The organism is Caulobacter sp. DWR1-3-2b1 (assembly GCF_049895765.1).
Taxonomy (GTDB): Bacteria; Pseudomonadota; Alphaproteobacteria; order Caulobacterales; family Caulobacteraceae; genus Caulobacter.
In genome coordinates this window covers 1-25,127 of the sequence record NZ_JAFCSZ010000039.1, presented here as the reverse complement: position 1 = coordinate 25,127, position 25,127 = coordinate 1, and the positions used below count along the sequence as shown (strand labels likewise).

The 25,127-nt window shown below is 64.2% G+C and carries 8 protein-coding genes and 5 pseudogenes; 7 read left to right on the top strand and 6 right to left on the bottom strand.

The annotated features are described in order from the left end of the window. From ACP69S_RS20390 to ACP69S_RS20380, 3 genes and pseudogenes are all read right to left on the bottom strand, one after another. Positions 1-174, bottom strand: a pseudogene (locus ACP69S_RS20390) (IS481 family transposase); the annotation flags it as partial. Positions 175-237: 63 nt separating this feature from the next. Then, positions 238-556: pseudogene (locus tag ACP69S_RS20385) on the bottom strand (transposase); the annotation flags it as partial. Positions 557-1,165: 609 nt separating this feature from the next. Beyond that, entirely contained in the window at positions 1,166-19,930 is an 18,765-nt protein-coding gene (locus ACP69S_RS20380) for an Ig-like domain-containing protein (protein ID WP_426000361.1), read from the bottom strand. 220 nt (positions 19,931-20,150) lie between these two features. Here ACP69S_RS20380 and ACP69S_RS20375 point away from each other — a divergent pair, with 220 nt between their 5' ends. Further along, entirely contained in the window at positions 20,151-21,272 is a 1,122-nt protein-coding gene (locus tag ACP69S_RS20375; RefSeq protein WP_426000359.1) for a tetratricopeptide repeat protein, read from the top strand. Here the strand turns inward: ACP69S_RS20375 and ACP69S_RS20370 are convergent. Further along, entirely contained in the window at positions 21,269-21,607 is a 339-nt protein-coding gene (locus ACP69S_RS20370; RefSeq protein ID WP_426000357.1) for a hypothetical protein, read from the bottom strand. The genes ACP69S_RS20375 and ACP69S_RS20370 overlap by 4 nt on opposite strands. Positions 21,608-21,783: 176 nt before the next feature. Between ACP69S_RS20370 and ACP69S_RS20365 the strand changes: the two genes are divergently transcribed. From ACP69S_RS20365 to ACP69S_RS20355, 3 genes and pseudogenes are all read left to right on the top strand, one after another. Then, complete coding sequence (locus ACP69S_RS20365; protein WP_426000363.1) at positions 21,784-22,524, top strand: IS110 family transposase; 741 nt, start codon at positions 21,784-21,786, stop codon at positions 22,522-22,524. Beyond that, positions 22,524-22,694 (top strand): annotated as a pseudogene (locus ACP69S_RS20360) (transposase); the annotation flags it as partial. The gene ACP69S_RS20365 and the pseudogene ACP69S_RS20360, both read left to right, overlap by 1 nt. Before the next feature lie 3 nt (positions 22,695-22,697). Then, a complete protein-coding gene (locus ACP69S_RS20355; RefSeq protein WP_426000364.1) occupies positions 22,698-22,910 on the top strand; it encodes a hypothetical protein in 213 nt (70 codons plus the stop codon). Positions 22,911-23,555: 645 nt separating this feature from the next. Here ACP69S_RS20355 and ACP69S_RS20350 read toward each other — a convergent pair. Then, positions 23,556-23,766: pseudogene (locus ACP69S_RS20350) on the bottom strand (transposase); the annotation flags it as partial. 36 nt (positions 23,767-23,802) lie between these two features. On the opposite strand from ACP69S_RS20350, the gene ACP69S_RS20345 reads away from it, so the two are divergent. After that, entirely contained in the window at positions 23,803-23,955 is a 153-nt protein-coding gene (locus tag ACP69S_RS20345) for a hypothetical protein (protein ID WP_426000355.1), read from the top strand. A gap of 32 nt (positions 23,956-23,987) precedes the next feature. Continuing rightward, a complete protein-coding gene (locus ACP69S_RS20340; protein WP_426000353.1) occupies positions 23,988-24,113 on the top strand; it encodes a hypothetical protein in 126 nt (41 codons plus the stop codon). Here the strand turns inward: ACP69S_RS20340 and ACP69S_RS20335 are convergent. Continuing rightward, positions 24,110-24,640, bottom strand: a complete 531-nt coding sequence (locus ACP69S_RS20335; RefSeq protein ID WP_426000351.1) for an antirestriction protein ArdA — start codon at positions 24,638-24,640, stop codon at positions 24,110-24,112. The genes ACP69S_RS20340 and ACP69S_RS20335 overlap by 4 nt on opposite strands. A 365-nt stretch (positions 24,641-25,005) precedes the next feature. On the opposite strand from ACP69S_RS20335, the pseudogene ACP69S_RS20330 reads away from it, so the two are divergent. After that, positions 25,006-25,086, top strand: a pseudogene (locus ACP69S_RS20330) (hypothetical protein); the annotation flags it as partial. Positions 25,087-25,127 lie beyond the last annotated feature (41 nt).

Sequence of the window (25,127 nt, the reverse complement as noted above, 5' to 3'; positions counted from 1 at the left end):
ATCCTTCGGTCCGGTTCGCAGATCTTCAACCAAGGCCCGTCCCTTCCACTTGGCGACGGTCTTGGGGTTGATCCCATGACGCTTCGCCAGGCCCCTCAGGCTCTCTTGACTATGCTGTACCGCTCGACGGACCGCCGCTGTCGTTGTGGCGCTCCCGTGGTGTACCTGCCCCATAGCGCATCCTTCCAACCATCGGAAAATAGTGCACCATCAAAGTCCGGGACCAAACATCTAGCCGTCGACGACGGCGTGGATCTTGGTCGTGCGACCGCCGCGCGAGCGGCCGATTGCCTGGATTTCGGCCCCCCTTTTCCGCCGCCCGTCGAGCGGTGGGCCTTGGCGCTGGTGGAGCCGATCATGTGGACATCGTCGGGGCTGAGCGCGACCGAGCCGTGAACAGTCGCCGCCACACACCCTTGATCGTCCAGCGGCGGAAGCGATTCTAGATGGTCGTCGGCGGGCCATAAACCGCCGAGCAGTCCTGCCAGCGGAAACCCACCTTCAGCACATGGATGATGCCGCTGATCACCCGTCCGTCGTCCACCCGATGCGCACCGCCTAGTTCTTAGCAAAAGCGGATCGATGGTCCGCCCACTGCCGATCCGAAAACCACAACTCACCATGGTCCACCTCCGTCAGAGACAGTCAACCACAACAAGAGCATTGTATTCAGCATGTTGATCGAGTTTCGGCCTTAAGGCTTCCACCTTTAGTCGTCCTGGGGTGGATCTGCTGCCAAAGTAGGCAGCGCGGTTCACGCAATGGCCGTTTACAAAGCAAGGTGGCAGCGAGGTATTCGGGAGACTATCCACAACCTCCGACCACAGACCAATCACTTGCGTTTTGGCCCGCCGTCTCCGTCACCTGAATTCCGGCTTACCGAGAGCCATTAAGCTTAAGGTAACTAATGCAGCCAAGGCACAACCCACTAAGGCAAATACGAGAAAGAATACTAGAGACTGCATTGCGTCACGTATTTTAAAGGACATGTAGCATCCATAAACATTGGTCGCCACGAAGCTCAAGAAGAAGAAAGCTAAGCCGAACTCCCAGTCCGCAATCAAACAAAGAATGACAGACAACACAGCACAGCACAGCGTCAGCGCCACTATGTATTTCAAAGAATTGACTATTCTACGAACCACCATCGGCCCACCAAGAGTATCTACTTTATGTCGAATTTAGATTTCACCACCTCAATGGCATATTCGGTTACACGTTGCGCGCCCGTCGCCACTCCCGCAACTGCACCTTTCGCCTTGCCGCCAAGGCCAGGCATTGCTTGAACTGCCTCTCCGAACACTCGTTCTGCGCCCTCAGGGGTGAGCGATTTGCGGATACGCCAATGAGCGGTCTTCGAAAGAAAGCCTGCAGCCGCACCAGCGCCAATGCCGGTCAAGATCCCCTCCTTTTTCATGGCCGCGCTCAAACCGCCAGCGATAGCCCCGGCTGAGGTTTCCGCTATGAAGCCAGAGATGCGCCTCCACGCTGTACCATTAAAAGCAGCTTCGAGCGGCCCGGAGAATCTCCCCCCTATCGAACCCGCAAAAGCAGAAATCCCCATGTCTTTCACGTTACCGAAAAATAGATCTTCCGCATCCATTAGACCGGCCCTATCGCCCTGAAGCAATCCCGTGACTCCGTCTTCCCATTGCGCGCGTTTGTCGCCATCTGCCAGTTGTGCGAAGAACTCGATGCCAGCGCCCCAGGCAGCGCCGCTCTTGGCCGAGGTGGTCAAGAGTTTGAAGGTGGCCCCGGATCCAGACTCATTCGCCGCAAAGCGAACCAGCGTTGCCTGCCAACCGCCGCCCGTAGCAGCCAAACTACTCCCAGCGGACGCCGCCCTCGGTGCGGAGAACAGCCCCCTGCCAAGCAGCCCGGCACCGCCAATGGCCACTGTATAAATCGCTGCCGCCGCCGCGGGCACAATGACAGCGCCGAAAACCATGAGGTTCGCCAGGGGATCACGCAACATCGTCTGCTCAGCACGGGCCTTGAAGGAAACCTGGGCGCTCTGGAGCGCGGCGCGGCTACCGAACCCGCCGCCCGCGACAAACGCTGGCGCAGGACGGCCGTAGAACGCCATGGAATAGTAGTTGATCGAGTCTGCGTTTGAGGGATTGAAGTTAGAGAGTAGTTGGCTCACTCCGGCAGAAAGGGGGTTCTGTCGGCCTCGGAAGCGATTGTATTGCGACACGCTCGCGAAGGCGACTTCAGAGACCAGTTCATGATCCGCGGGCATCGCACGCCACGCAGTCGGCGGCCGTAGCTGAATCACCTGGCCCGAAGCTTCCAGGCTGCTCACCGTGCGCGCGAGCCCAACCTTGGGAGAGGCTGTGACCACAATGGGTTCGACCTCATAGGGATCGGAATTGGTGCCACTTCCCGTGGTGGGCTGAGTCACGCTCACCTCACCGGAGCCTGCCGAGGCTTCAGGGCCCTGCGCGCTCCCGTTGCGTACTGGGACCTGCCCCCCAGCCACAGAGTCTGAAGGCTGTTGGCTTTCCGCTTGCTGTGCCCGCCATGCCTGCTCGGCCTCTTGTGCCTGCTGTGCCTGCTGTGCCTGCCTTGCCTGTTCGGCCTCTTGCGCCTGTTGTGCCTGCTCGGCCTCTTGCGCCTGTTGCTCGCGCTCCTGAGCCCGTCGATCGGCAGCGTCTAGAATGCGGCCCGCGATCATATTGCCGACGGTATTGCCGATAACGCTCGGAATGGAGCGTTGAAGATTGTCGCCAAAATTAGATCCGTTGATCAGCGACTCCGCGGCGGCGCCAGCGATCCCGGCGGCGGCGCCTTTAAGCGCTTCGTTGGCCCAGCTGCGGCTCGTTGGCGTCCATTTGGCGATCAGAGTACGCGCGCCGCCTTCAAACGCCGACATCGCGACGGCCGACCAGTCGAACCGGTCCTGTAGGCCGACGGCCATCGCTATGCCCTGGCTGGCCACGCTACCCGCGGCCGAGGACGTCACGCCGCTTAGCATGCTCCCCGGAGTGCCAAAGACACCAAGCTGAACCGCTCTGCCAATGGAAGCCCCAACGCCGCCGGAAATCGCGGCCATCGCTACCCCTTTCCAGCTGAAGCGATCCTGCACGCCAGTGACGACGCCAACCATCTGGCTGGCGAGACTGCCTGCGGCGCCCGCCGCCATGCCGCCGACAAACGCTCCGCCAGCCGTCCAACTTGTCGCCGCCGTCGCAGTCGCGGCTGCAGCGCCGCCCGTAAAGAAGTTGCTTGCCGCCGCTGCGGCTGGCCCCATGACCAATGCCGCGACAACCGTGGCGACGAGCACGGCCACGATCATGCCGACCCCCCCGCAGCCCTTCTTCTTGGCCGGAGCCTGGGTTTGGATCTGTTCGACCGGCGACGGGGCGTCTGGTGCCACATCGCCCAGGACCTGGCTCGGATCAAAAACTCGGAAGGTCGAGCTCTTGTGGTGGGTGTTGATGACCTTATTGGGGATGTTGAGGACCATCCCCGGCGGCAGGGCCTGGCTTGCCGTCAGGCCGTTGGCGTCGGCGATCAGATACCAGAGCGCCTCATCGCCCCAGAGCAAGAGCGCTATCGAACGGAGGTTGTCGCCCTCATTGACGCGGTACTCGCTATAGGTCGGCGCCTCTCCGCGCGACGACGGGCTCAGCGGCTCGTAGGTCTGCGCGAAATCGGCGAACGGGGTAGCCCCGCCGTTTCGGAAGGCGCCGTTCTGGCCGGGCGCTCCGCGATTGATAACGGAGGAGGCGTAGTCAAATTCCACCGGCCCATTGTTGCCCGTCTGGCCCACGCGTGCGCCGCCGAACACGAAGAAGAAGTCCTTAGGCGCTGGGCCACCAGCATCAAGGGTCTCGATCCGTGAGATGACCTGTCCGGTGGCGTCATTGACGAAGTTCACCGAGCGCGACCGTCCGTCGGATATCACAACGCTTCTGAGCTTGCCGTTATCATCATACGCGTAGGTCGACCGGCCGTTCTGGATTACGACGCCATTGTGGTCTCTCGTCGTTACTACCGAGAGCGACTGACGGACCCCGTCCCACTTTTCCCAGTTGTTTTCGGTTGTCACAGTGCTGATGAGGGTGTCGTTGTCGTGTCGGTTGACCGAAACGATCCCTTCCAGCTGGCGACTTGGAGCATAGGTGTAGGTAATAGCCGACTTCACCACCGAGCCGTCGAGGTTACGGGTCCGGGTCTGCTCGCTTAGGATCTGGTTTCGATCAAGGCTGCCGCTGGCATAGGTGATCGTCCGCTCGAAGCTGGTTTGTCCGTCCCTGAACTCCTTGTGCAGGGTGATGCGCCCCATCGCGTCGCGGATGTCGCTTGAGAGGAGCGCGCCCGGGTCAGCGGGATTGTTGACCGCACCGGGAGCCAGAGTGAGGTGCTTCAGGTAGGTGTCGCGCAGATAGCCGCTCGACCAGTAGGTATAGGTTTCAATGTGGTCGACGTCGTAGGCCCCTGACGCGCCTTGCGTTGTGGTCGTCGCCGACACCCGCCGTCCTGCCTTGTCGTAGGAAATCGAGACGCCACTGAACCCACGCTCCACGCCGATCGTCTTGTTCGGGTCTCGGATCCCGTTGGAGATCACCATGCGGCCCATGACATCGTAGTCGAACCAGCGCTCGGTGGTCACCGATAGGCCACTGACAACATCCTTGTACTTTGTCGTTACTGACCGGATGTCGTTTGTCGAGGTGTAGGTGTAGTTGATCTTCACGCTGTTACTATCGAACCCGGCGTCTTCGTACGTAATACGCCGGCCCTGTTGGTCATAGGTCGCCTTGGCGTCCTTGCGAACAACGTACTGCTGGACCCCCTGCAGGGTCTCGATGGTGGCGAACCACTCCTTGTTGATATTGCCTTCGGCGTCATAGCCAAACAACGACATCGACTGGGTGCTGCCATTGCTGCCGGCAGCGTCGGCCACCGTCCGAACCCGGCCTGTGTTGTAATAGGTATAGTAGAGATCCTGTCCGATCGAGTTGCTCTGATTGAACAGTCGCCCGGCGGCATCAAACGTCATGTTGAAGGTGTGCGCGCCCTCATCGATGCGTTTAACTGTACGCCCGAAATAGTCGGTGTATTCATAAGAGCTCTCGGATGGGCTGTAGGTTCTTTTTTCCCAACCGCCGAAGGTCCCCATACCTGCGGTCTGCAGACCCGCCTGCCAAGTGTAGCGATACATCCACAGAGTGCTGGTGTCGCCGTTTTGATTATAGTCGATCGTGTCGGAGACCCGGCCCATAACGTCGTAGTCGGTCCTCTGGCGGTTGAGCAAGACGCCGTTCGACGTCGCCAGATGCGTCAGCCGCTGGCCAAGTCCGTCATAGCTATAGGTATTGACCAGGTCCGAGGCCGTACCTACGCCGTCCAAGGCTGTCGGCGCTCGCCAAGCCTTGGTCAGGCGGTCGGCGCGGTCGTAGTCGCGTTTCTCGACCTTGCCTTCCTCGTCCGTGATGGCGCGTTCCCGGTTGAACACATCGTAACCGATCGTGCGTCGACCGCCGTCGGCGTGGATCTCGACGGTATACTTGGCCTCCTCGCCGCCATAGCCGCTGCCGGCCACCAGGATACGGCTGGTCCTGTTGCTGCGGGCGTCGATCGTCGAGATCAGCCGGCCCGAGACGTCGTGATAGTAGGTTTCGACCGGAATGGAGCCGCTTCCACCTGTGCGGTTGACATAGGTGGCGTCAAGAATTTGCTTGGTCCTGAGCTTGCCCAGGTTGGAATAGGTGTACTGGATGCGTCCGTCGACGGCGTTGGTTTCCAGGACGAGCTCGCCAAAGCCGTTATATTCGCGACGGTGGCTGACCAGGGTATAGGCCGTGGGAATGTCATCGGCATAGGTCAGAACCCTTGAGGGCTCGCGGGTCTCGATCGATTGGTTGCGTGCATCGAGCACCTCGATGGTGACGACAGCGTCGGTGATCGGAACCGAGCCGAGCGGATTGGCGCCGTTGTTGGTCAGCGCCTGAAGAGCGTCTTCAAGCGTAGCGTAGATATTCAGGTCCCGCCCGGCTGAGCTGACGGTCGCCGTCAGATTACCGTTGGCGTCGTGAATATAGAGCTTGTAGACGCCGTCGCCGGCGTTGCTTTTCCAAACCCGCCCGGCGGCGTCGTAATTATACTTGACGTTCCAGCCCGTGGTGGAGCCCGGGAAGGGATCCGCGTTGAAGCCTTGCTGAACGACCGCGCCGAAAGCATCGTAGCGCATGCTTTGACGATCATGGGCCCAACTCCAGACTGACGGCCCCTTCTCTACCGAGTACTGCTGGACAGCGCGACCAAGCGCGTCGAACTCGTAATAGGTCCCCTCCTGAGCCGGAGAGCCGTCCGACTTCAAGCGCGTATAGGAAACGCGGGCAACGCGCCCTGCGGCATCATACGCAAAGTGACGCGTAAATTCCTTCTCGAGGAGAGAAAGATTGGGCGCGGCCGAGAGTTGCTGGGTCACGGCCTTCAGGCGGCCGCCCTCGCCATAGGTGTAGGTCGTCAGATGGTCGGTTTCGGGCTTCTCAAAGCCGGCCGCGCCCTGCCAGGTGCGGGTCAGATTGCCCAGACCGTCATAGTAATTGATGGTCTGCAAAGACCGGTCAGCGCCTTCAAGATTAGTGATCTTGTGATTGGTCTGGTGAGTCTGCCGACCCGCACTATCGTAAACGTAGGTTGTGGTGTCAAGCGTCGCTTCCTGTTTCGTAAGCACCTGACCCAGGCCGTTATAAGTGTAAGCGACTTCACTTCGGGTTGCTCCAGCTACCGGCACGCCGTTGCCATCTAGCACCCACGCCTGGATGCTTTCGCGCGCCTCGGTCAGGCGCAGACCATTGCGATTGTAGCTGAAGGTCGTGGTGCGGTTTTGCGTGCCGCTATCTACAGCAGCCCTCAGCGCGGCTGGACTGCTTGACGTCGTCACGACCGTTGGCAGGGCCCGGGAGAACCGGACTTCCTCAGTGACATTGCCCTCGGCGTCGAGCTTGTAGGTCGTCAGATAATTGGCCTGGTCGACCCGTGCGATTTCGCGGCCGCGACGGTCGTAGTAGTGGTGGATCTTGCTGCCGCGACCGTCCGTCTCGAGCACGAGATTGCCGGCCGCGTCGTAGGCCCGCCCGGTCCAGATCGCCGGAACCGAGGCTGTGGAGCTCGTGGTGACGTAGTTGGATCCCGCAAACGAGCCGACCGTATAAGTCCCGGTCACGGTCGATTTCACTAGGCGATTATTGAGATCGTACTCGTGGACGGTTTGGCGGTAGACGCCCGACGGGGCCGTTGGCGCAGATCCGCCGGCCGGGCCTGGCAAGGTGGCGGGGGTGGCATAGGCGCGTTCCGACAGCATATTACCATTGGCGTCGTAAGTCCAGGCGGTGTAGCCGCCCAAGGCGTCGATCTGGGCCGTCTTGCGGTTCTGGTCGTCGTAGTAGAAAAGCGTCCGCGCACTGGCGGCGTCCGTCGATGCGATCAGATTGCCGCGCCGGTCGTATTCGAAGAATTCGGTGGGCGTCACGATGGTGGTCGTGTTGCCGCCGTTGGAGATCACCTCCCGGCTGTCGCCAGCACTGGAGGTGAGACGATTGAGCTTGTCGAAAGTCCGCGTAGTCGTGCGGATTTCGGGCAGACCAAAGGCCTCGATGAGCTTGGTCTGGTTTCCGCGTGCGTCGTATTCGAAGCGATTGGTGACGCTCGTGCCTCGCACAACAGCGGCGGCGCCGTCCAGGCTGTTGCCGGTCGAGATCATCGGCAGCTTTTCCGACTTAACGCGGCCCAGCGCGTCGAACTCCCGGACAATGTCGCCGCCCAGCTTGTTCCGCGTCGTGATGCGATCGCTAAAGGCGTTGAGTGTATAGGCCTCGTAGTGGTTTTCAGCGTCCGTGACCTTCGTCACGCGATCTAGCTTGTCGCGCTCGAAGAGCGTGGTTGCATCCTTGGCGTGGCCTGGTGGCGTGGAGGGCCGCGCACCCAGACCTGCGCCGACAGTCGCCGTCGCATAGCGGGTGACCGAGGCCACCTCGCCGCCGAGCGTATAGCTCGTGGCCGTGGCGTAGCCTTCCGGATCGACCTGAAGTTCCTGGCGATTTAACGCGTCATAATAGAAGAAGCCACTATTGCCGCGTGGATCGATAATCTGGGCGACCTTACCAAAGGCGTCGTACTTGTATTGTGTATCGGCGTACTGTCCGGCGGAAAGCGGCCGGTGCTCCAATATCAGTCGACCGGCTCCATTATAGGTGTTCTCGACGAGGGTGTTGCGGCCGTCCTTGATCGTCTTGACCCGGCCAACACCGTCATGGGTATAGACCGTCGTCGAGGCGTCCGTCGTGCCGAAGGCGCGCGTTTGACTCGTCAGGCGCCCTGCCGCGTCATAGGTCGCGCGGGTCTCGGCCGCATCGATTGTGCCAAACGCCTCGATGGTGGAGGTCGCCCGGCCCAGGCCCTCAAGCTCCATGTGCGTGACAAAGCCAAGCGCATTGGTGACGTCGGTCAGACGACCGGCTGTATCATAGGTGTAGCTGGTGGCGGCCGCGTTGGGTGTCCCGGCGCTAACCTTGCCCAGGACGCTTGTGACTGTATCGCCGTCGACGATGGCGTATATCGCCGCATGTCGCAGGGACTTGGTGACGCGGCCGGCCGCGTCATATTGCTGCTCGGTGACATAGCCCATGGCGTCGACGGCAAAGGCCGCGCGACCGGCCTTGTCATAGACCACCCGATCAATGCGCTTTTCGACGCCGGAGCCCTGGCTATCGGCCCAGGTGAGAATATTGGCGGCGGTCGGCAGACTTGTGGGGGCATAGGCCGCGCCATAGCGGGTGGTCTTGATCAGGTTTCCGGCCTGGTCATAGGCCAGGACCGCCACTTCACCAGCGGCGTTGATGGAGGCGACCTTGCGGTTGGCGTCGTCGAAGACGTTGCGCTCGATCCGCGTATTGGCCGCCAGATTCTTGCTTGAAATCTGACCCTGCAGATAGGCCACAGAATAGAGCGCCGTGGTGGTGATCTGCCCGGCATACTGGGTCGAGTGCACAAGATTGCCGGCGCCGTCATATTCAAACTGGGTGAGGCGCTGGTCGGGTTTGACCACGAACCGAAGGCGGCCGTCGCGATCATAGGCGTAGCCGTGGACCTGATCGGCGCTCGAGGCCGAAAGCGCGGCCGAGACTTGGGCGTTCGACAGCTGCAGGCCGGCTACGCTGATCGTTTTGGCAGAGGCGCGCGTGCCGATGACCCGACCTTCGGCGTCATAATCGGTGGCGGTGACGCCGCCCATCGCATCGACAGAGAAGATCTGCCGGTTCTCGGCGTCGTAGACAAAGCGCGTAACGCCGCCGGCCGCGTCGGTGCGCGCCACGGCGTTGCCGTTCTTGTCGTAGGCGAAGCCGGTCGTCAGGGACAGACCGCCCGGATCGACGGTGCTGGAGGTCAGCTGGCCAAGGCGGTCATAGACGTTCTGTGTGACCCGCTGGGCAGAGGTGCCCGAGCCTTCGGTCACCGTTACAAGACGGCCGCCCTTGTCATAATCGTAGAGCGTGGTCAGGGCCTTGTGGCCCGCGCCCGGATCGACGATCACCTTGGTCTGGCGACCGTTGAGATCAAAGCTGATCTTTGTAAGCACCCCGGCCGGGTCGGTAATATCGGTCTGCTGACCCCGGGTGTCATACTGGTAATAGGTGGTCAGGTTCAGCCCGCCCGCATCGACCGTGCGGGTCATGACGCGATCGACCGCGTCATAGCTGAAGGTCGTATTGACCCCGTTGCCGTCGGTGACGGTGATCAGGCGTCCGGCCTTGTCGTATTCGTTGATCAGCTTGGCGCCGGGAGCCGCATCATCGTGCGTCCTGACATTGCCGTCCCGGTCATATTGCCAGGTGGACAGTCGCCCTGCGCCATCGGTGATCGACACCGTCTCGCCGTGAGCGTTGGAGATGGTGGTGGTGGTCACGCCCTCGGGCGTGGTCATGATTGTCTGGCGATTGAACGCCGTATAGGTCCAGGTGCTGACCGCGCCCAAAGCGTCCGTGCGCGAGACCATGGCCCCGCGACCGTCATAGCCGAACCGGGTTTCCCGACCCAGGCTGTCGGTGATCGACTGCACGCGTCCCGCCCGATCATAGGCGGTCTCGCGGTTCTTGTCTGACGAGACAGTGCTGAAAATCGCCCGGCCGAAGGCATCGTACACCGATCCGGAGATCAGCTTCTGACCGCCGCTCGCCGCATCGCGTGTTTCAGCCAGCAGCTGACCGCGGCGGTCGTAGAGCCTCTGGGTTTCGACGCTGGTGGTGGCCGTCAATTGCGCGATCTTCGAGGTCAGATCGCCAAACGCGCTATAGCCATAGGTCGTAGTCGACATCAGCGCGTCGACGAGTTGCGAGAGCCGGCCGGCGCGGTCGTAGTCAAGATGGGTCTTGCTGTCGAGGCTGGCGCTGGCGATCGCGGTGATCGCGTTCGTCAGACCGGAGGTGATCGCGCCGCCGCTCAGGCCGCTCAGGGTCCCCGAGGCGATCCGCCCGTTATAAACCAGACTGTCGGCCGCCTGTCCAAAGCTGTTGTAGACGGTCTGGGTGACCTCGCCGAGGGCGTTGATGGTGTGGGTTAGCCTGCCGGTTTCTTCATAGTAGTAGAGGGTTTTGGACCCGTTGGCGTCGACGCCATTGGCCTCGATTTTCGAGACGAGCCTGTCGGCCCCGTCATAGGCATAGGTCACACCGTAACGGGCGTAGGTGTCGGCGATATGGGCTGGCGTCGGGCTGGCGCCGAGGACCGCGCTGCCCTCGCCGTTCAAAGCGCCGGTTAGGCGGCCACGAAGATCATAGGTCTGGTTGAAGACCTTGGCCGCGCTCGACCCCGACGCAGCCATCGTCCGGGTGACCAGACGACGCATATTGTCGTAAACATAGGTGGTGACCTCGCTGGCCGTTCCGCCGGTGCGGGTTTCGGTCAGCACCTGACCGAACATGTTGCGCTCAAAGGTGGTGGTCTCCACCACTGATCCAGTCGCCGTCGCCAGCGTGGCAAGCGTCGGAGGGGTTGTCAGCAGGCTCGCGACATTGAGCCTGTGGCCGACCACGACCTGCGAGACATCGCCCATGGCGTTGTACTGATAGCGGGTAAGGTCACCCTCACCATTGATGGCCGCCAGGACCAAGCCCCGCGCATCGCGCAGGGTCCAGTTATGGATATCCTTGGCTGCGGTCCCGGTGCTGGCCAGAAGGCTGGCGAAGTCGCCGTCGATACGAAGGCTGCCGGCCGTCGCGGTCGCATAGGCGATGGTTTCGACGTCCTGACCTGCAGCGTCGTATTTGATCTGGCTGAGGTAGCCTTCGGCGTCTAGGCGTCCGATCAACTGGCCTTCGGCATCGTAGAAGTTGCGGGTCCGGCGATCATCGGCCGACAGCGGCGCGGCCTGCGGCGGCTGGACCACCTCGACCGTGACCGTTGCGGCCACAGGAGGATTGCGGCCGTCGGAAATCTCGTAGGTGAAGGTCTCAAAGCCCGTGAACCCGGGGTCGGGCGTATAGACGAGGGCGCCGCCGACAAGCGAAAGCTGGCCGTGGGCCACCGGCCCGAAGTTGACGATGTTGATGGCGTCGCCATCCAGGTCGCCATCGTTTCCGCGCACGTCGATGGTGATCGGCGTACCCTTGGTGGTGGAGGCGGTGTCGGAGTTTGCGGTGGGCCCGCTATTGGCCGGAGCATTGATGGTGATGCGTACGGTAGCAGTCCGGGTCGCCCCGCGCCCATCCGATAACGTGTACTGGAAACTATCCTCGCCGGTATAGGCGCCGGTAGGTGTGTAAAGCACCTGCCCATCAGGCTGAACGGCGGCCGTGCCGTGGCCGGCTGCGCCGACCGTCACGGTCAGCGCGTCGCCATCGGGGTCCGCGTCGTTGCTGCGGGGGTCGAACAGGATCGACTGACCGCGGGCAATGACCCGGACGTCGTCGCCGGCCACGGGCGCGGAATTGGGTCTTTGAGCGACATTGACCGTCACCGTCGCGCTGTGGGTGAGACCCCGCCCGTCGGAGATCACATAGGTGAAGGTGTCCTGGCCGTAATAGCCCGCGGTCGGCGTGTAGGTGATCGAGCCGCCTGCATTGACAACGGCCTGACCGTGGCCAGCGGCGGTCACGCTGACGATGGTCAGGGTGTCGCCGTCGTCGTCACGATCGTTAAGACGCGGGTTGAAGACGACCGGCGTATCCTGCTGGGCCTCTATCGTGTCGGCCAGGGCCACCGGCGCTGTATTGACCGGCGAAGCCACCGTGACCGACACGGTGGCGGTGGCTTCGCCGCCGCGGCCATCCGAGACCTTGTAGGTGAAGCTGTCGGGACCGGTGTAGCCGACATCGGGTGTGTAGGTGATGGTGCCGTCGGCGTTAGCCAGGGCCGAACCATGGGTCGGCTGGCTCACGATCGCCACTGTCAGAACATCGCCGTCGACATCCCCGTCATTGCTGCGGGGATTGAACGTCGCCGCCTGGCCCTGAATCGTCAGCACAGTATCGGCGCCAGCGGTCGGCGTGGTGTTGGCGGGGGGCGTGACCGCCGCCACCGTGACATTGACCGTGCCGGTGGCCGCGCCGCCGCGACCATCGGAGATCGTATAGGTGAAGCTGTCGGGGCCGACATAGCCGGGCGTCGGCGTATAGGTGATCGTGCCGTTTGCGTTGGCCACGGTCTGACCGTTTGTTGGCGTTCCAACCGCGGTGATGCTCAACTGGTCCTTGTTGGCGTCGGTGTCGTTGGCCCTTGGACTGAAGGTTGCGGCCCGACCGGCCGTCGTTGCGACCGTGTCCACGCCTGCCGTCGGGGCGGTGTTGACCGGGGCGGCCGCCGGCCAGCCTTGCATGGCCTGGCCGGTCGACAGGCGGACAAATTGCATCTTGCGGATAGCAAGGCCGAATGAGGCGGCGTTGCGCTGGTCGCCGGTGGCGAGCGGCTCGATAAGCACCGACGCAAAGGCGGCGTTGGCCGGCACGGTGACAATGCTCTCCGCCCGTCCCCAGGCCGAGATCGGCACCGTGACCTGAACGCTCTGGCCGCCATCCCCCCAGGCTGAGGTCCAGTAGACGACCGAGACGCTCACATGGGTCGTCGCGCCCAGGCCCTTGGCCTCGAACGCCACGCCCAGACGCTGGCCTGGCGTGACGGTCCACTGCGAGGCGCCCGGACCGACGATCTGGGCTATGCCCGGGTGTGTATAGCCACCGTAGAACCCGGGCTTCGGCGTGCCTGGGCTTTTGGTGAGCACGACGGCGGAAAAGCCCTCGCTCAGATAGTTGCTGGCGATCGACTTGGTATAGTTGAGACCCGTGCCGCCGTCCGACCAGTCAGCGACCATAGGCAGGGTCACGGTCGACAGCTCATTGGCCGCATAGACGGTGACATTGACGGTCGCCGTGTGCGTGCCGCCCCGGCCGTCCGACACCGTATAGGTGAAGCTGTCGGTCCCGACATAGTTGTTGGTCGGGGTGTAGGTTAGCGTACCAGCGCCAGCGTTTATGACCACCGTGCCATTGGCGGCCGCGCCAGTGGCGGTGATGGCCAGGCCATCACCGTCGGCGTCGGCGTCGTTAAGGCGCGGATCGAAGACCCGGGCGACGTTGCGGTTGGTGTGGATCGCGTCAGCGGCTGCGGTCGGCGCGGTGTTGGTCGCCGCCGCCGTGACGGTCACATTGATTGTCCCGGTCGCCACGCCGCCGCGGCCGTCGGAAATCGTGTAGGTAAAGCTGTCAGCGCCGACATAGCCGGCCGCCGGCGTGTAGGTGACGCCGCTGGCGGTGAAGGTCACCGCGCCATTGCCGCCCTGGGTGACGGCCGTAATGGTCAGGCTGTCGCCGTCGATGTCGGTGTCATTGGCGCGCGGGTCGATCGTGAACGGCGCGCCTCGCGTCGTGGAGACGCTGTTAGCCACCGCCGTGGGGGCGGTGTTGCCGGTTCCGCTCGCCACCGTGACATTGACCGTGCCGGTGGCCGTACCGCCGCGACCATCGGAGATTGTATAGGTGAAGCTGTCGGGACCGGCATAGCCGGCGGTCGGCGTGTAGGTGATCGTGCCGTTGGCGTTGGCCACGGCCTGGCCGTTCGTCGGGGTCCCGACCGCGGTGATGCTCAACTGGTCTTTGTCGGCGTCGGTGTCATTGGCTTTGGGGCTGAAGGTGACCGACTGGCCCTTGGTGGTGGCCACAGCATCGACCGTGGCGGTCGGGCCGCTGTTAACCGGAGCCGCGGCTGGCCAGCCCTGCATGGCCTGCCCGCTGGACAGGCGGACAAATTGCATTTTGCGGATGGCAAGGCCGAACGAGGCGGCGTTGCGCTGGTCGCCCGAGGCGATCGGATCAACGATCACCGACGCCCAGGCGGCGTTGGCCGGCACGGTCAGGATCGTCTCGACCCTTCCCCAGGCCGAGATGGGCACGGTCACCGCGGTGCTGACGCCGCCGTCGCCCCAGGCACCGGTCCAGTACTGCACCGTCACGGTGACATGGGTGGTCGCGCCCAGGCCCTTGGCCTCGAAGGCCACGCCCAGCCGTTGCCCCGGCGTGACTGCCCATTGCGAGGCCCCGGTCGGACCGATGATTTGAGCCGCGCCGGGACGGGTGTAGCCGCCGGTATAGGGCGGCTTGGACGCGCCCGGCGACTTGGTCAGCAGCAGGGTCGAGAAGCCATCACCCAGATAGTTGCTGTCGACCGACTTGGTGTAGTTTATGCCCGTGCCGCCCTGCGACCAGTCATCGATCTGGCTGGTGGCAAGGGTAGGCAGTTCGTTGGCGGCATAGACGGTGACATTCACCGTCGCCGTGTGCGCGCCGCCGCGGCCGTCGGAGACAGTGTAGGTAAAGCTGTCGGTCCCGACGTAATTGTTGTTCGGGGTGTAGGTGATCAGGCCGCTGTTGAAGCTGATCGAGCCATTGGCGGCCGAGCCCACCCCGGTCACCGCCAGACCGTCGCCATCAGCGTCGGCGTCGTTGAGCCGCGGGTTGAAGACGAGGGCGACGTTCCTGTTCGTGTGGACCGTGTCATTGGCCGCGACGGGAGCGTTGTTGGTGGCCGGAGCGGTGATCGTCAGGTTGATGGTCGCCGTGGCCACGCCGCCGCGACCATCAGAGATGGTGTAGGTAAAGCTGTCAGCGCCGACATAGCCGGCCGCCGGCGTGTAGGTGATCGTCCCATTGGCGTTCAGGACAGCGGAACCATGGGCCGGCGAACCGACCACGGTGACGCTCAGAGCATCGCCATCGGCGTCGGAATCGTTGTTACGGGGGTTGAAGCTGATCGCCACGTTCTGCGCGGTGGAGATGCTGTCGACGACGGCGGTGGGCGCGCGATTGCCGGTCCCCGCCCCTACAGTGACGCTGACCACGCCGGTGGCCACGCCGCCGCGACCATCGGCCAGGGTGTAGGAGAAGCTGTCGGCGCCGACATAGCCGGCCGTCGGGGTATAGGTCACCGTGCCGCCGCCATTGATCACCACCGAGCCGTGGGCGGCCGCGCCCAGGAACGTCACGGTCAGCGCATCGCCGTCGGCGTCGGCGTCATTGGCGCGTGGGTTGAAGGTGATGCCCACGCCCTGGCTGGTCGTCACCGCGTCCGCCGCCGCAGTCGGGCCGGTATTGCCGCCGACGGGAGCGGCGACGGTTACGCTGACTGTCGCGGTGTTGGCGCCGCCGCGGCCGTCGGAGATGGTGTAGGTGAAGCTGTCTGGGCCGATATAGCCAGGCGTCGGGGCGTAGGTGATCGTGCCATTGCCGTTCAGCGTCGCCGTCCCGTGGGCCGCAGCCCCGACCTGGGTTATGGAGATGACATCGCGGTCCAGGTCGCTGTCATTGACTTTCGGATTGAAAGTCAGGGGCGCGCCCTGGACGGTGGAGATCGCATCGCCCGCCGCGTTGGGCGCGGCGTTCACTGGGGTGGCCGACTGCCAGGCAGGCATGGACTGTCCTGCGGCAAGGCGAACCAGCTGCGGCTTGCGGATCGCCACGCCAAAGAGGCCCGCCGTGGAATGATCGCCTTGAGCGATCGGCTCGACGACGATGGTGGCGTAGCGAGCGCCCGCAGGCACAGTGACGTCCAGTTCCAGACGCCCCCAAGGCAATACCGGCGCCGATGCGGTCGTGCTGTCTCCCGCATTGGACCAGTCGGCGCCCCAGTAGAACACCGAGACCTGGGCATGGGTCACCAGACCCAGGCCCTTGACTTCCATGGCGATACCCAGTCGCTCGCCAGGGACCACATCCCATGTTCCGCCGGCCGTATTGGCGCCGTTGATGTTGACGTTGCCGGCCGTGGTGTCCCAGCCGTTGAACTCGGGCGACACGCCCGGCGGGAGGGTCTTCTGGATCAGCAGGGCGCTTTGGCCCTCGCCAAGATAGTTGCTGACCAGGGAGGCGGTGAAGTCGATCCCCGTCTGGGCGTTATGGAATTCGTAGACCGAAGCAGGCGTCAGACCGGTAAATTCGTTGGCAGCGTGAACGGTGACATTGACGGCGCCGGTAACGACACCGCCGCGACCGTCCGAAACGGTGTAGGTGAAGCTGTCGGCGCCCACATAGGCGGCCGCCGGCGCGTAGGTGACCACGCCGTTGGCGAAGGTGACCGTTCCGTGAGTGCCCTGGCTGACGGCGGTAAGGGTCAGGCCGTCGCCGTCGGGATCGCTATCGTTGGCGCGCGGATTGAAGCTGATGCTGGCGCCCTTGCCGGTCACGATCGCATCGGTCGTCACCACGGGCGCGCTGTTGGCGCTCGACACGACCGTGACGTTGACAATGCCCGTCGCCACCCCGCCGCGGCCGTCGGAGATCGTGTAGCTGAAGCTGTCGGCGCCGGCGAACCCGGCCTGGGGCGTATAGGTGATGGTGCCATTGGCGTTCATCACCACCGAGCCGTAGGAGGCCGCTCCCACGCCGGACAGGATGACGACGTCGCCATCGGCGTCGGTGTCGTTGACGCGCGGATTGATCGTGACCGGCGCGCCCTGGGCCGTGGTGGCGGCGTCGCCCAGGCTGACCGGGTTGATATTGCCGGCGGCCGAAACCATCACCACGATGCTGGCCTGGGCGATCCCGCCACGGCCATCTGAAATCGTGTAGGTGAAGCTGTCGGGGCCGACATAGCCGGCCGTCGGCGCATAGACGATGCGTCCATTGGCGTCGAGGCTGGTCTGGCCATGGGCGGCGGCGCCTACGGCGCTTACGGTGAGGCTGTCGCCATCGGCGTCGACGTCGTTCTGACGCGGATCAAAGACCAGGGTCGCGCCCTTACCTGTGGCGACATAGTCGTTGGCCGCGACCGGCCCGGCATTGGCCGGCGCCGCCACCGACATGGTGATCGTGGCGGTGCTTTGGAGACCCCGACCGTCGGAGATCGTGTAGGTGAAACTGTCAGGGCCGACATAGCCGGCGTCGGGCGTATAGGTCACCATGCCGTCGGTGAAAGTCACATCGCCATGCGCGCCCTGGGACACCGCGACGATGGTGAGTTCGTCGCCGTCGGCGTCAATGTCGTTGGCGCGCGGATTGAAGGTTCTCGGCGTGTCGCGCACCGCGCTCACTGCATCGCCGGCGGCGGTCGGATTTGTATTGGGGCCAGAGGCCATGGACATGAAGGCCATGGCCGAACCGCCGCCAGGAGTCTGAACGCTGGCGGGAGGCGAAGACCTGAAGCCCCCCAAGGCGGCGGCGTCGAACAGCTTGGCGTAGCTGGTCTGGGACACCAGGCGCGAGGCGCCGTCATAGGCGTAGACCGTGGCCGCGCCGAGGGCGTCGATGGTTTCGACAAGGCGTCCGGCTTGGTCATAGACCCGCCAGTCCCAGCGGTCGTTGGCGGTGTCGGCCGCCGGGCGGACGCTGGCCAGAGTAACCGTGGCCGGAAGGTTCGCGCCCGTTGTCAGGGAGTCCCATTGCGGCGTGGTCAGCTTGCTGGCGTACCGGATCGTCGCGACCAGCTGGTTGACGCTGTTGTAGCGCAGTTCGGTCATCGTCCGGTCAGGCGCGATCTCGGCGATCTTGCGGCCGGCATTGTCATAGAGGCTGTGGGTGTTCTTGCCGGCGGCGTCGACGACCATGCGCAGGCGACCCACGCCGTCATAGTGATAGAGCGTCGAGGCGGTGGAGACGCCGGCCCCGGACTCGACATAGCTGACCAGTTCGCCGGCCCGATTGTAGGTCGAGACCTTGCTGAGACCATTGGCGAGGGCGACGGTCGTGCTGTTTTGCCCGTTGTTGAAGGCGACCGTCGTCGTCCGCCCGGCAAAATCGGTCGTCGAGATCAAGCGACCCAGGCCGTCATACAGATTGACCTCGGCGGCGACGCCGGTCGGCTGGCGGCTGAGCAAACGGCCGGACTGATCGTAGATGTAGTTGACGACGGTGCGTTCGCTGGCGACGTCGGTATTGCCGGTCCCGTTGGCGTTGACCTTGCCGAAGGTGGTGACCGTCGTAACGTTGCCGCGGAAATCGTACGCTGTGTCGGTGCGCTTGGTCTTGCTCTTGTCGATGACGCCGGCAAGCCAGGTGGTCATTGCACCCTCGGAGGGCGCGGCCGTCGCCGCCAGACCGGTGAGATCGTAACGGTTGGCGGCGTATTCAATGACGCTCGTCTGCTGACCAAAGCCGTCATAGACGTACTCGGTCACCGAGCCCGCCGCGCCGATCACAAAGCGCAGATGGTTTTCACCATCATAGACGTAGCGCGTCGTCAAAGGCGCGGCGGCGGCCTGGCCCTGGGCGGCGATCAGATAGCGGGTCTCGGTCAGCAGCTCGTTCTTCGCGCCGAAGGTGCGGGTGACCGTGTTGCCCGCGCCGTCGACCTCGGAGACCCGATTGCCGTTACTGTCATAGCCATAGGTGACGACCGCGCCGCTCGCCGCGGTGATGGTCGTGATGTCGCCCTTGGCGTTGTAGAGAAAGCTAGTGACCTGGGCGGTCGCGCCGGAGGTCGCGGGCGGCGCAGTGATCGAGGTCAGCTGGCCATCGACGTCATAGGCCAGCAGGGTCGCCTGGCCTGCGTAATCGGTGACGGTCGTCACTCGGGTGGTGGTGTTGTAGGTGAAGATGGTCTGGCGTGTCGCCGCGCCGGCGACCGCCTGGGTCAGGGTCGCGACCCGGTCCTTGCCGCCGACCGTGGCATAGGTGACCGCCAGGCTCGAATCATCAGACTGGGTGATGGAGGAGATCCGGGCGGCGCCATCATAGCCATAGGTCGTCACATAGACATTGGCGTCCGCGACGCTGCTGTCATTGGGGGTCAGGTCAACGGTGACGGTTTGCAGGCGGTTTGAACCGTCATAGCCATAGCGCGTCCGGGTCAGGATCTGGGCGCCGCCCGGCGCGTAGGTCGACAGGCTCGTCAGCTTGCCCGCTGTATAGACAAAGTCGGTATATCCCAGGTCCTGCGTCGTCACGCGGGTCAGCAGGCCGGAGGTGTAGGTGAAGGTCAGACCCGCGCCGTCGGCGTCCTTGGAGGTGACCAGGCGGCCGCTGTTGGCGTCATCATAGGTTTCGACGACCCGGCTCGCGCCATCGGTCCAGGTCCACGTCCCGCCGGCGAAGCTCAAGGTGTCGTAGCCGCCGCCGCCCTCCTTGCCGACATAGGCGCCGCGTCCCGTGTCGTAGGTATAGGTGATGTCCGACCCGTCCCAGCCGATGTGCTTGATTGTGCTGTTGGCGGTGTTGACCGTACCGGTAAGGCCGGTGACACGGCGCGAGACATTGTGCTGCCAGGTCGAACCCGCGCCGGCCTGGCTGTTATAGGTCCGGCCAATGGCGCTGTCGGCGCCCTTGCCAAACAGCATCTCGTCGGCGCCCTGGACGATCAGGTTGCCGCTGGCGGCGTTGACATAGACATTGTCGCCCCCGCGGCCCAGGGCGGCCTGGCCCAGTTGACCCGCGCCGCCCAGCACCAGGGCCGAGCTACGCTCCAGACCCAGACCGGCTCCCGCCACGATCGCAACCATAAGACGCCCCCAAGACTTCGCACGGACAAGGCGGAGCCAACGCCCTCGCCTATCCCTTGATCCGCGGATCGGCGGGGTGGTTTAGGGGGTGGTTAAAAAATAGTGACGCTTGACCGGAGCTTTGTTTTTCAAGGCTTCCGGGAGCGCGCCGCCGCCTTGCGACGGGGACGGCGCGCCGCTAGCTTGCCCTCGCCTCGCGCCGAGGCGCACGGGAATTTTCATGACCGCTTCCACCGCGAGCCGCCTGGACCGCCTGCTTGGGTTTCTGGAACAGGACGCCGCCAATCTGAGCCTGATCGCCGAGGCGGCGTCAGCGGCCATCGACGAAAATCGTCCCGAGCTCATCCCGTCGCTGGTGCAGCGCTACGCCAAGATCGCGCCGCCGACCGCGGCCTTGCGCAACCTGTCGGGTCTGGCGGCGCTGCGCGAGAGCAGGATCGACGAGGCCCGCGAGATCTTCGCTCAGTTGTTGGCCGAGGAGCATCAGGACCCTGCCCTGCGCTTCAACCTCGCCTGGTGCCTGGCGCTCGGCCACGACTGGACGACGGTCGACACTCTGCTCGACAGCGAGACCCTGTCGACCACGCCGGAGGCGGCGCGCCTGAAACTGCAGGCACTGCATCACCTCGCCCGCCTCGACGAGGCCCTGGCCCTGGGCGAGCAATGGATCGCGGCCGGGCGCGGCAGCGAAGCCCTGCTGGGCGCATTGACGACGATCGCCCTGGACGCCGAAGCCTTCGAGACCGCCGAGCGCTACGCGGCCCAGATTCCCGGGACCCTTCCGGGCCTGACCACTCAGGGCATGCTGGCCCTCAACGCCGAGCGCGCCGACCGGGCCGGTTCCCTGTTCGAAGACGCCTTGCGCCAGGCGCCGGGCGATGGTCGCGCCCAGCTGGGCATGGGTCTGAGCCTGCTGAGCCAGGGCGAGCACGCCCCGGCCGCCCGATGGCTGGACCAGGCCGCCGAGACCTTCGGCGATCACCTCGGATCGTGGGTCGCCGCCGGTTGGGCGCATTTCGTGGTCGGGGACCTGGACTCCAGCCGCACGCGTTTCGAAGCGGCTCTGGCCTTGGACGAGACGTTCTCGGAAGCCCATGGCGGTCTCGCGGTGATCGATCTGCTGCAAGGCGCCGCCGACAGCGCAGAGCAGCGCGCCCGGCGGGCCATGCGTCTGGATCGGGCGGGTTTTGGTGGGGCTTTGGCCACCAGCATGCTCGCCGACCAACGTGGCGACGCCCAGACAGCCCAGCGCATTCGCGAAACGGCGCTCAACGCGCCGGCCGGTCCCGGCGGGCGCACGATCCTCCAGTCGATGTCGTCGATCGGCGCGCGGCGGCGCTAGGGGCGCGCGCCGGCGCGCAGGTCAGCAATGACCCTCGCGAACACCTGCGAGGTTTCGGGGTCTTCGTCCAGAGCCGCGGTGACGCGGTCGACGACCTGTTGGAACCGGGCGTCATTGACCAGCTCGCGACCGAAATGGTCCGCCAGCACTTCCTGGATAAGGACACGGCGCAAGGGCCGTTCTTCGAGACCTTCGATCTCGGCCAGGGCTTGCACGAGTGATGGTTCGGCGCGCGCCGCCGCGGCCGACGGCCGCGCGCCGCCGGTCTTGGCGCGCGCCAGAAGGCGCTGACGCAGTAGAGCAACGAGCCCTTCGGTGGAATTGATACGGGTCATAAGTCGCCCCGGCGCCGGCCGTGATTCGTCCTGGCTCCTCTATACACAACAGCCCCGGCTTCCGGCGAGCGGTCGTTAAACTTGCCGCTGACCGGGTGTTCCCGCGAGGATAAAACACAGTGCGGCTCAACGCTCACCATTTCAATCATCGAGAGTGCGCGCAGCCGCTCTGCGCCATGTGTGGACCTCGGGTAATCGCGGCTCGGATCCAACAGGCCGATAGTGCCGCGATCCGGGCAAGACCCGGTGGCAAGCACATCGGAGGGTCTGAGATGCCTTTCTACGTAGGATTGGATGTTTCGCAGAAGAGCACTGCGATTTGCGTGGTCGACGACAGCGGCCAACGCCATTGGCGCGGTGTGTGCGCGACGGCGCCGGCGGCGATCGCGTCAATGGTGGTTCGGCACGCTGGGAGCGAAGCCAGGGTTGGCGTTGAGACGGGGGCCATGACCCCTTGGCTTGTTCATGGCCTGCGAGACTCGGGCCTGATCGTCGAGTGCCTTGACGCCAGGCGTGTGAAGGCCGCCCTGCAGATGCGGCTCAACAAGACCGACCAGAACGATGCCGAGGGCTTGGCGCAAGTGGTGCGAACTGGCTGGTACCGGTCGGTACACGTCAAGTCCCTGGACGCTCACCGGGCTCGCTCGTTGTTAGGCGCTCGCGCTCAGCTGGTCGGCATGCGAACCCGGCTGAGCAACATGATCAGAGGCGTGCTCAAGACCTTCGGCATGCTGCCTGGATCAGGTCGGGGCCTTCGCTTTGACAGGTGTGTCGAGGCCTTGCTGGCGGGCCAAGTCGAGATCGCCGGAATTGTGCGCCCGCTGCTGACCACCTGGCGGCAGCTTGCGAACAGATCGCTACCTTCGATAAGGCCGTGCAGCGGCAGGTTCGAGCCGATCCGATCTGTCGGTTGTTGATGACGGTCCCAGGGATCGGCGCGCTGTCGTCGTTGGCCTATGTCAGCACCGTTGAAGATCCAGAGCGGTTTACGCGCTCGCGCTCGGTTGGCGCACACCTTGGATTGACCCCACGCCGCTACCAATCAGGCGAGATCGATCGAAGCGGACGCATCTCCAGATGCGGCGATGGCTTGGCGCGCACACTGATGTATGAGGCCGCCATCGTGATCCTTCATCGGGTCAAGCGAGCTTCACACCTCAAGGACTGGGCGTTGGCGATCGCCCAAAGGGCTGGGCCGGGCAAGGCTCGCGTGGCGCTGGCTCGCAAGCTCTCGGTCATCCTGCACAGCATCTGGCGATCGGGCGAACCGTTCCGCTGGTCGGGCCAGCCGTCGGCGGCTTAGCACCATCACAATTGTCCGTGCGTCGGACATATATGTCGCTCTCGGGCGAGGGTGCGGGTGACTGCGCGGTAGGAGCCTTGGGCGTGCTCATCGAGTGGTAGCCCGTTGTGGACCTTGCAGCACCTGCGCTTCCGACCGGACCAGATGTTGCGGCGGCTTACGTCGACCGCGAAGAGAACCATGACCCGGAAGAGCGACAGGAAGTTCGACTTGACGAAGGAGGCGCGATTAGAGAACGGCTCCTCGTTGGCAAGGGTTGATCTGACGTTCTGCTAAGCTTGGTCGGTGCGGCCATGTGTTCGACCTGTTGGTGCGGTACGCATGACCGCTGGCCATAATGCCTTCCGCGAAGATGGGTCCCGACCAAAATCACGCGGTCGAGGCGCGCTGGCGCAGATGGGTTTTCCCGTCTTCCGGTGTCGACCGGCTGTCGCATTACATCTCGTCCGCCCTTCCCAAGTTCGCCGGCGTGGCGCCGGACCTGTCTCTACGCCGGCTGCGGCTCTCTGTAGCGCTCGCCGCTGGTCATGATTGCCCAGATCATCCGGGCGTTCTTGTTGGCGAGCGCGACCGCCGCCACCTTCGGCGTTCGTCGCGCCAGCAATTGCAGGAGCCACGGCCGACGCGTGCCGTTGCGTTGCGCGTAGCGGACGACGGCGAGGGCCCCGACCACCAGCATCTGTCGCAGGTAGCGATCGCCCTGCTTGGTGATGCCGCCGAGCCGCTCCTTGCCGCCGCTGGAGTTCTGTCGAGGGACCAGCCCGATCCAGGCCGCCAGGTTACGGCCGGTCTTGAAGGCTGCGGGATCGGCAACTGCAGCGACCATGGCGCTGGCCAGCAGCGGCCCGACACCGGGGGATTTCCATCAATCGGCGCTGGGGGAACCGGCCCGGTGTCGGACCGCGAGCACCTGCGCCGCCTGGGCCGCGACCTGATCGGCTCGGTCCTGCCCTCGCCCAAGTGCGTCCGCCTGGTGGGGGTGACGCTGTCCAATTTCCAAGCCGCGCCAGTCGAGCGCCTGGGCCAACCGGCGCTGATCGGCTAGCGCGCCATTCCGCCCTGCTCTAGGTTCCCTCAATGCCCCCTCGCCTTCGCCCCACCGCCCGCCTGCTGACCCCCGCCGGCTGGGCTAGCCTGCTGGCCGTGGCGCTGATCGTCGGCGCGGCCGCCTGGGCGTTGATGGTCGTGCTGCCCGGCGCCTAGCGCGACCAGAACACGTGGACCTCGTCGTGGGCGGTCTCCACGGTGAAAACCTCGCCGTTCAGCCGCGCGTCCCGCCCCATGGCTTTCCAATCGATATAGGTGCGCAAGGCCTCCGGAATGATCAGGGTTTCCTCGGTCATCTCCTGATAGCAGTCGGCGAGACTCTCGAAGACGCCGTGATAGTCCTCGTCCAGCGCGCTCGCCGCCGCGTCCAGGTCCCCGCAGAAGTGCTCCAGCACCAAGGCGCCCAGGCTCCCGCGCTCGCGTAGGAAACTCGAGATCCGGACCACCTTGTCGACCCCGGCATATTCGGCGATCTCCACCCCGCCAAAGCCCTCATGATCGTGAATGGCGTACTCCTCAGCGGCCGACACGGGCGAGGCCTTCAGCATCGCGTTGATGGCGTCGCGAACTACGTCGGCGTCATCGCCGACATCAATCCAGGCGCCATGCAGCCAGCCGTTGTTATAGGCGGCCAGGCAGGCGACATAGATGCGGGGTTCCAGCTTTTCAGTGGCTTGTCCCATGATCTTCATCCTCAAAGCAGGGTTCAGCATGAACCCTTGCCCGTCGGCGAGACCGGGGGTGCAAGCGGAGGGGCGGCTTCGCGGGGACCCGGCTGCAGGACGGCCAAAGGCCGGCCGAAGCTGGGCGGAAGACGATCCGAAGCGCGCCGGGGGCGGAGCCCCAAGCCTTGCGAGCGACGCTGCCAGCAAAAAGTGCCAGCTTGCGCGCTGACCTCCAGGGAGACGGTTGATGTGGCCCACCGAAAGCGAGACGACCTACTTCCTCAAAGATCGCACCACATTCATCCGCTACTATTTCGACGAGGCCGCCAAACCGTTCGTCGACATCCACGAGCGCATCGATGCAGGAACCTCACCGTTCGAGTCATTGTACGTCGTCAGAAGTTTTGAGACAGCCGGGTCGCGGATTTAGCGGAGGGTTGGCCTCATCTGGGGTTGATATCTAGGCGGCGATTTTGCGGTGCTGCAAGCGCCGATGTTCGAGGGT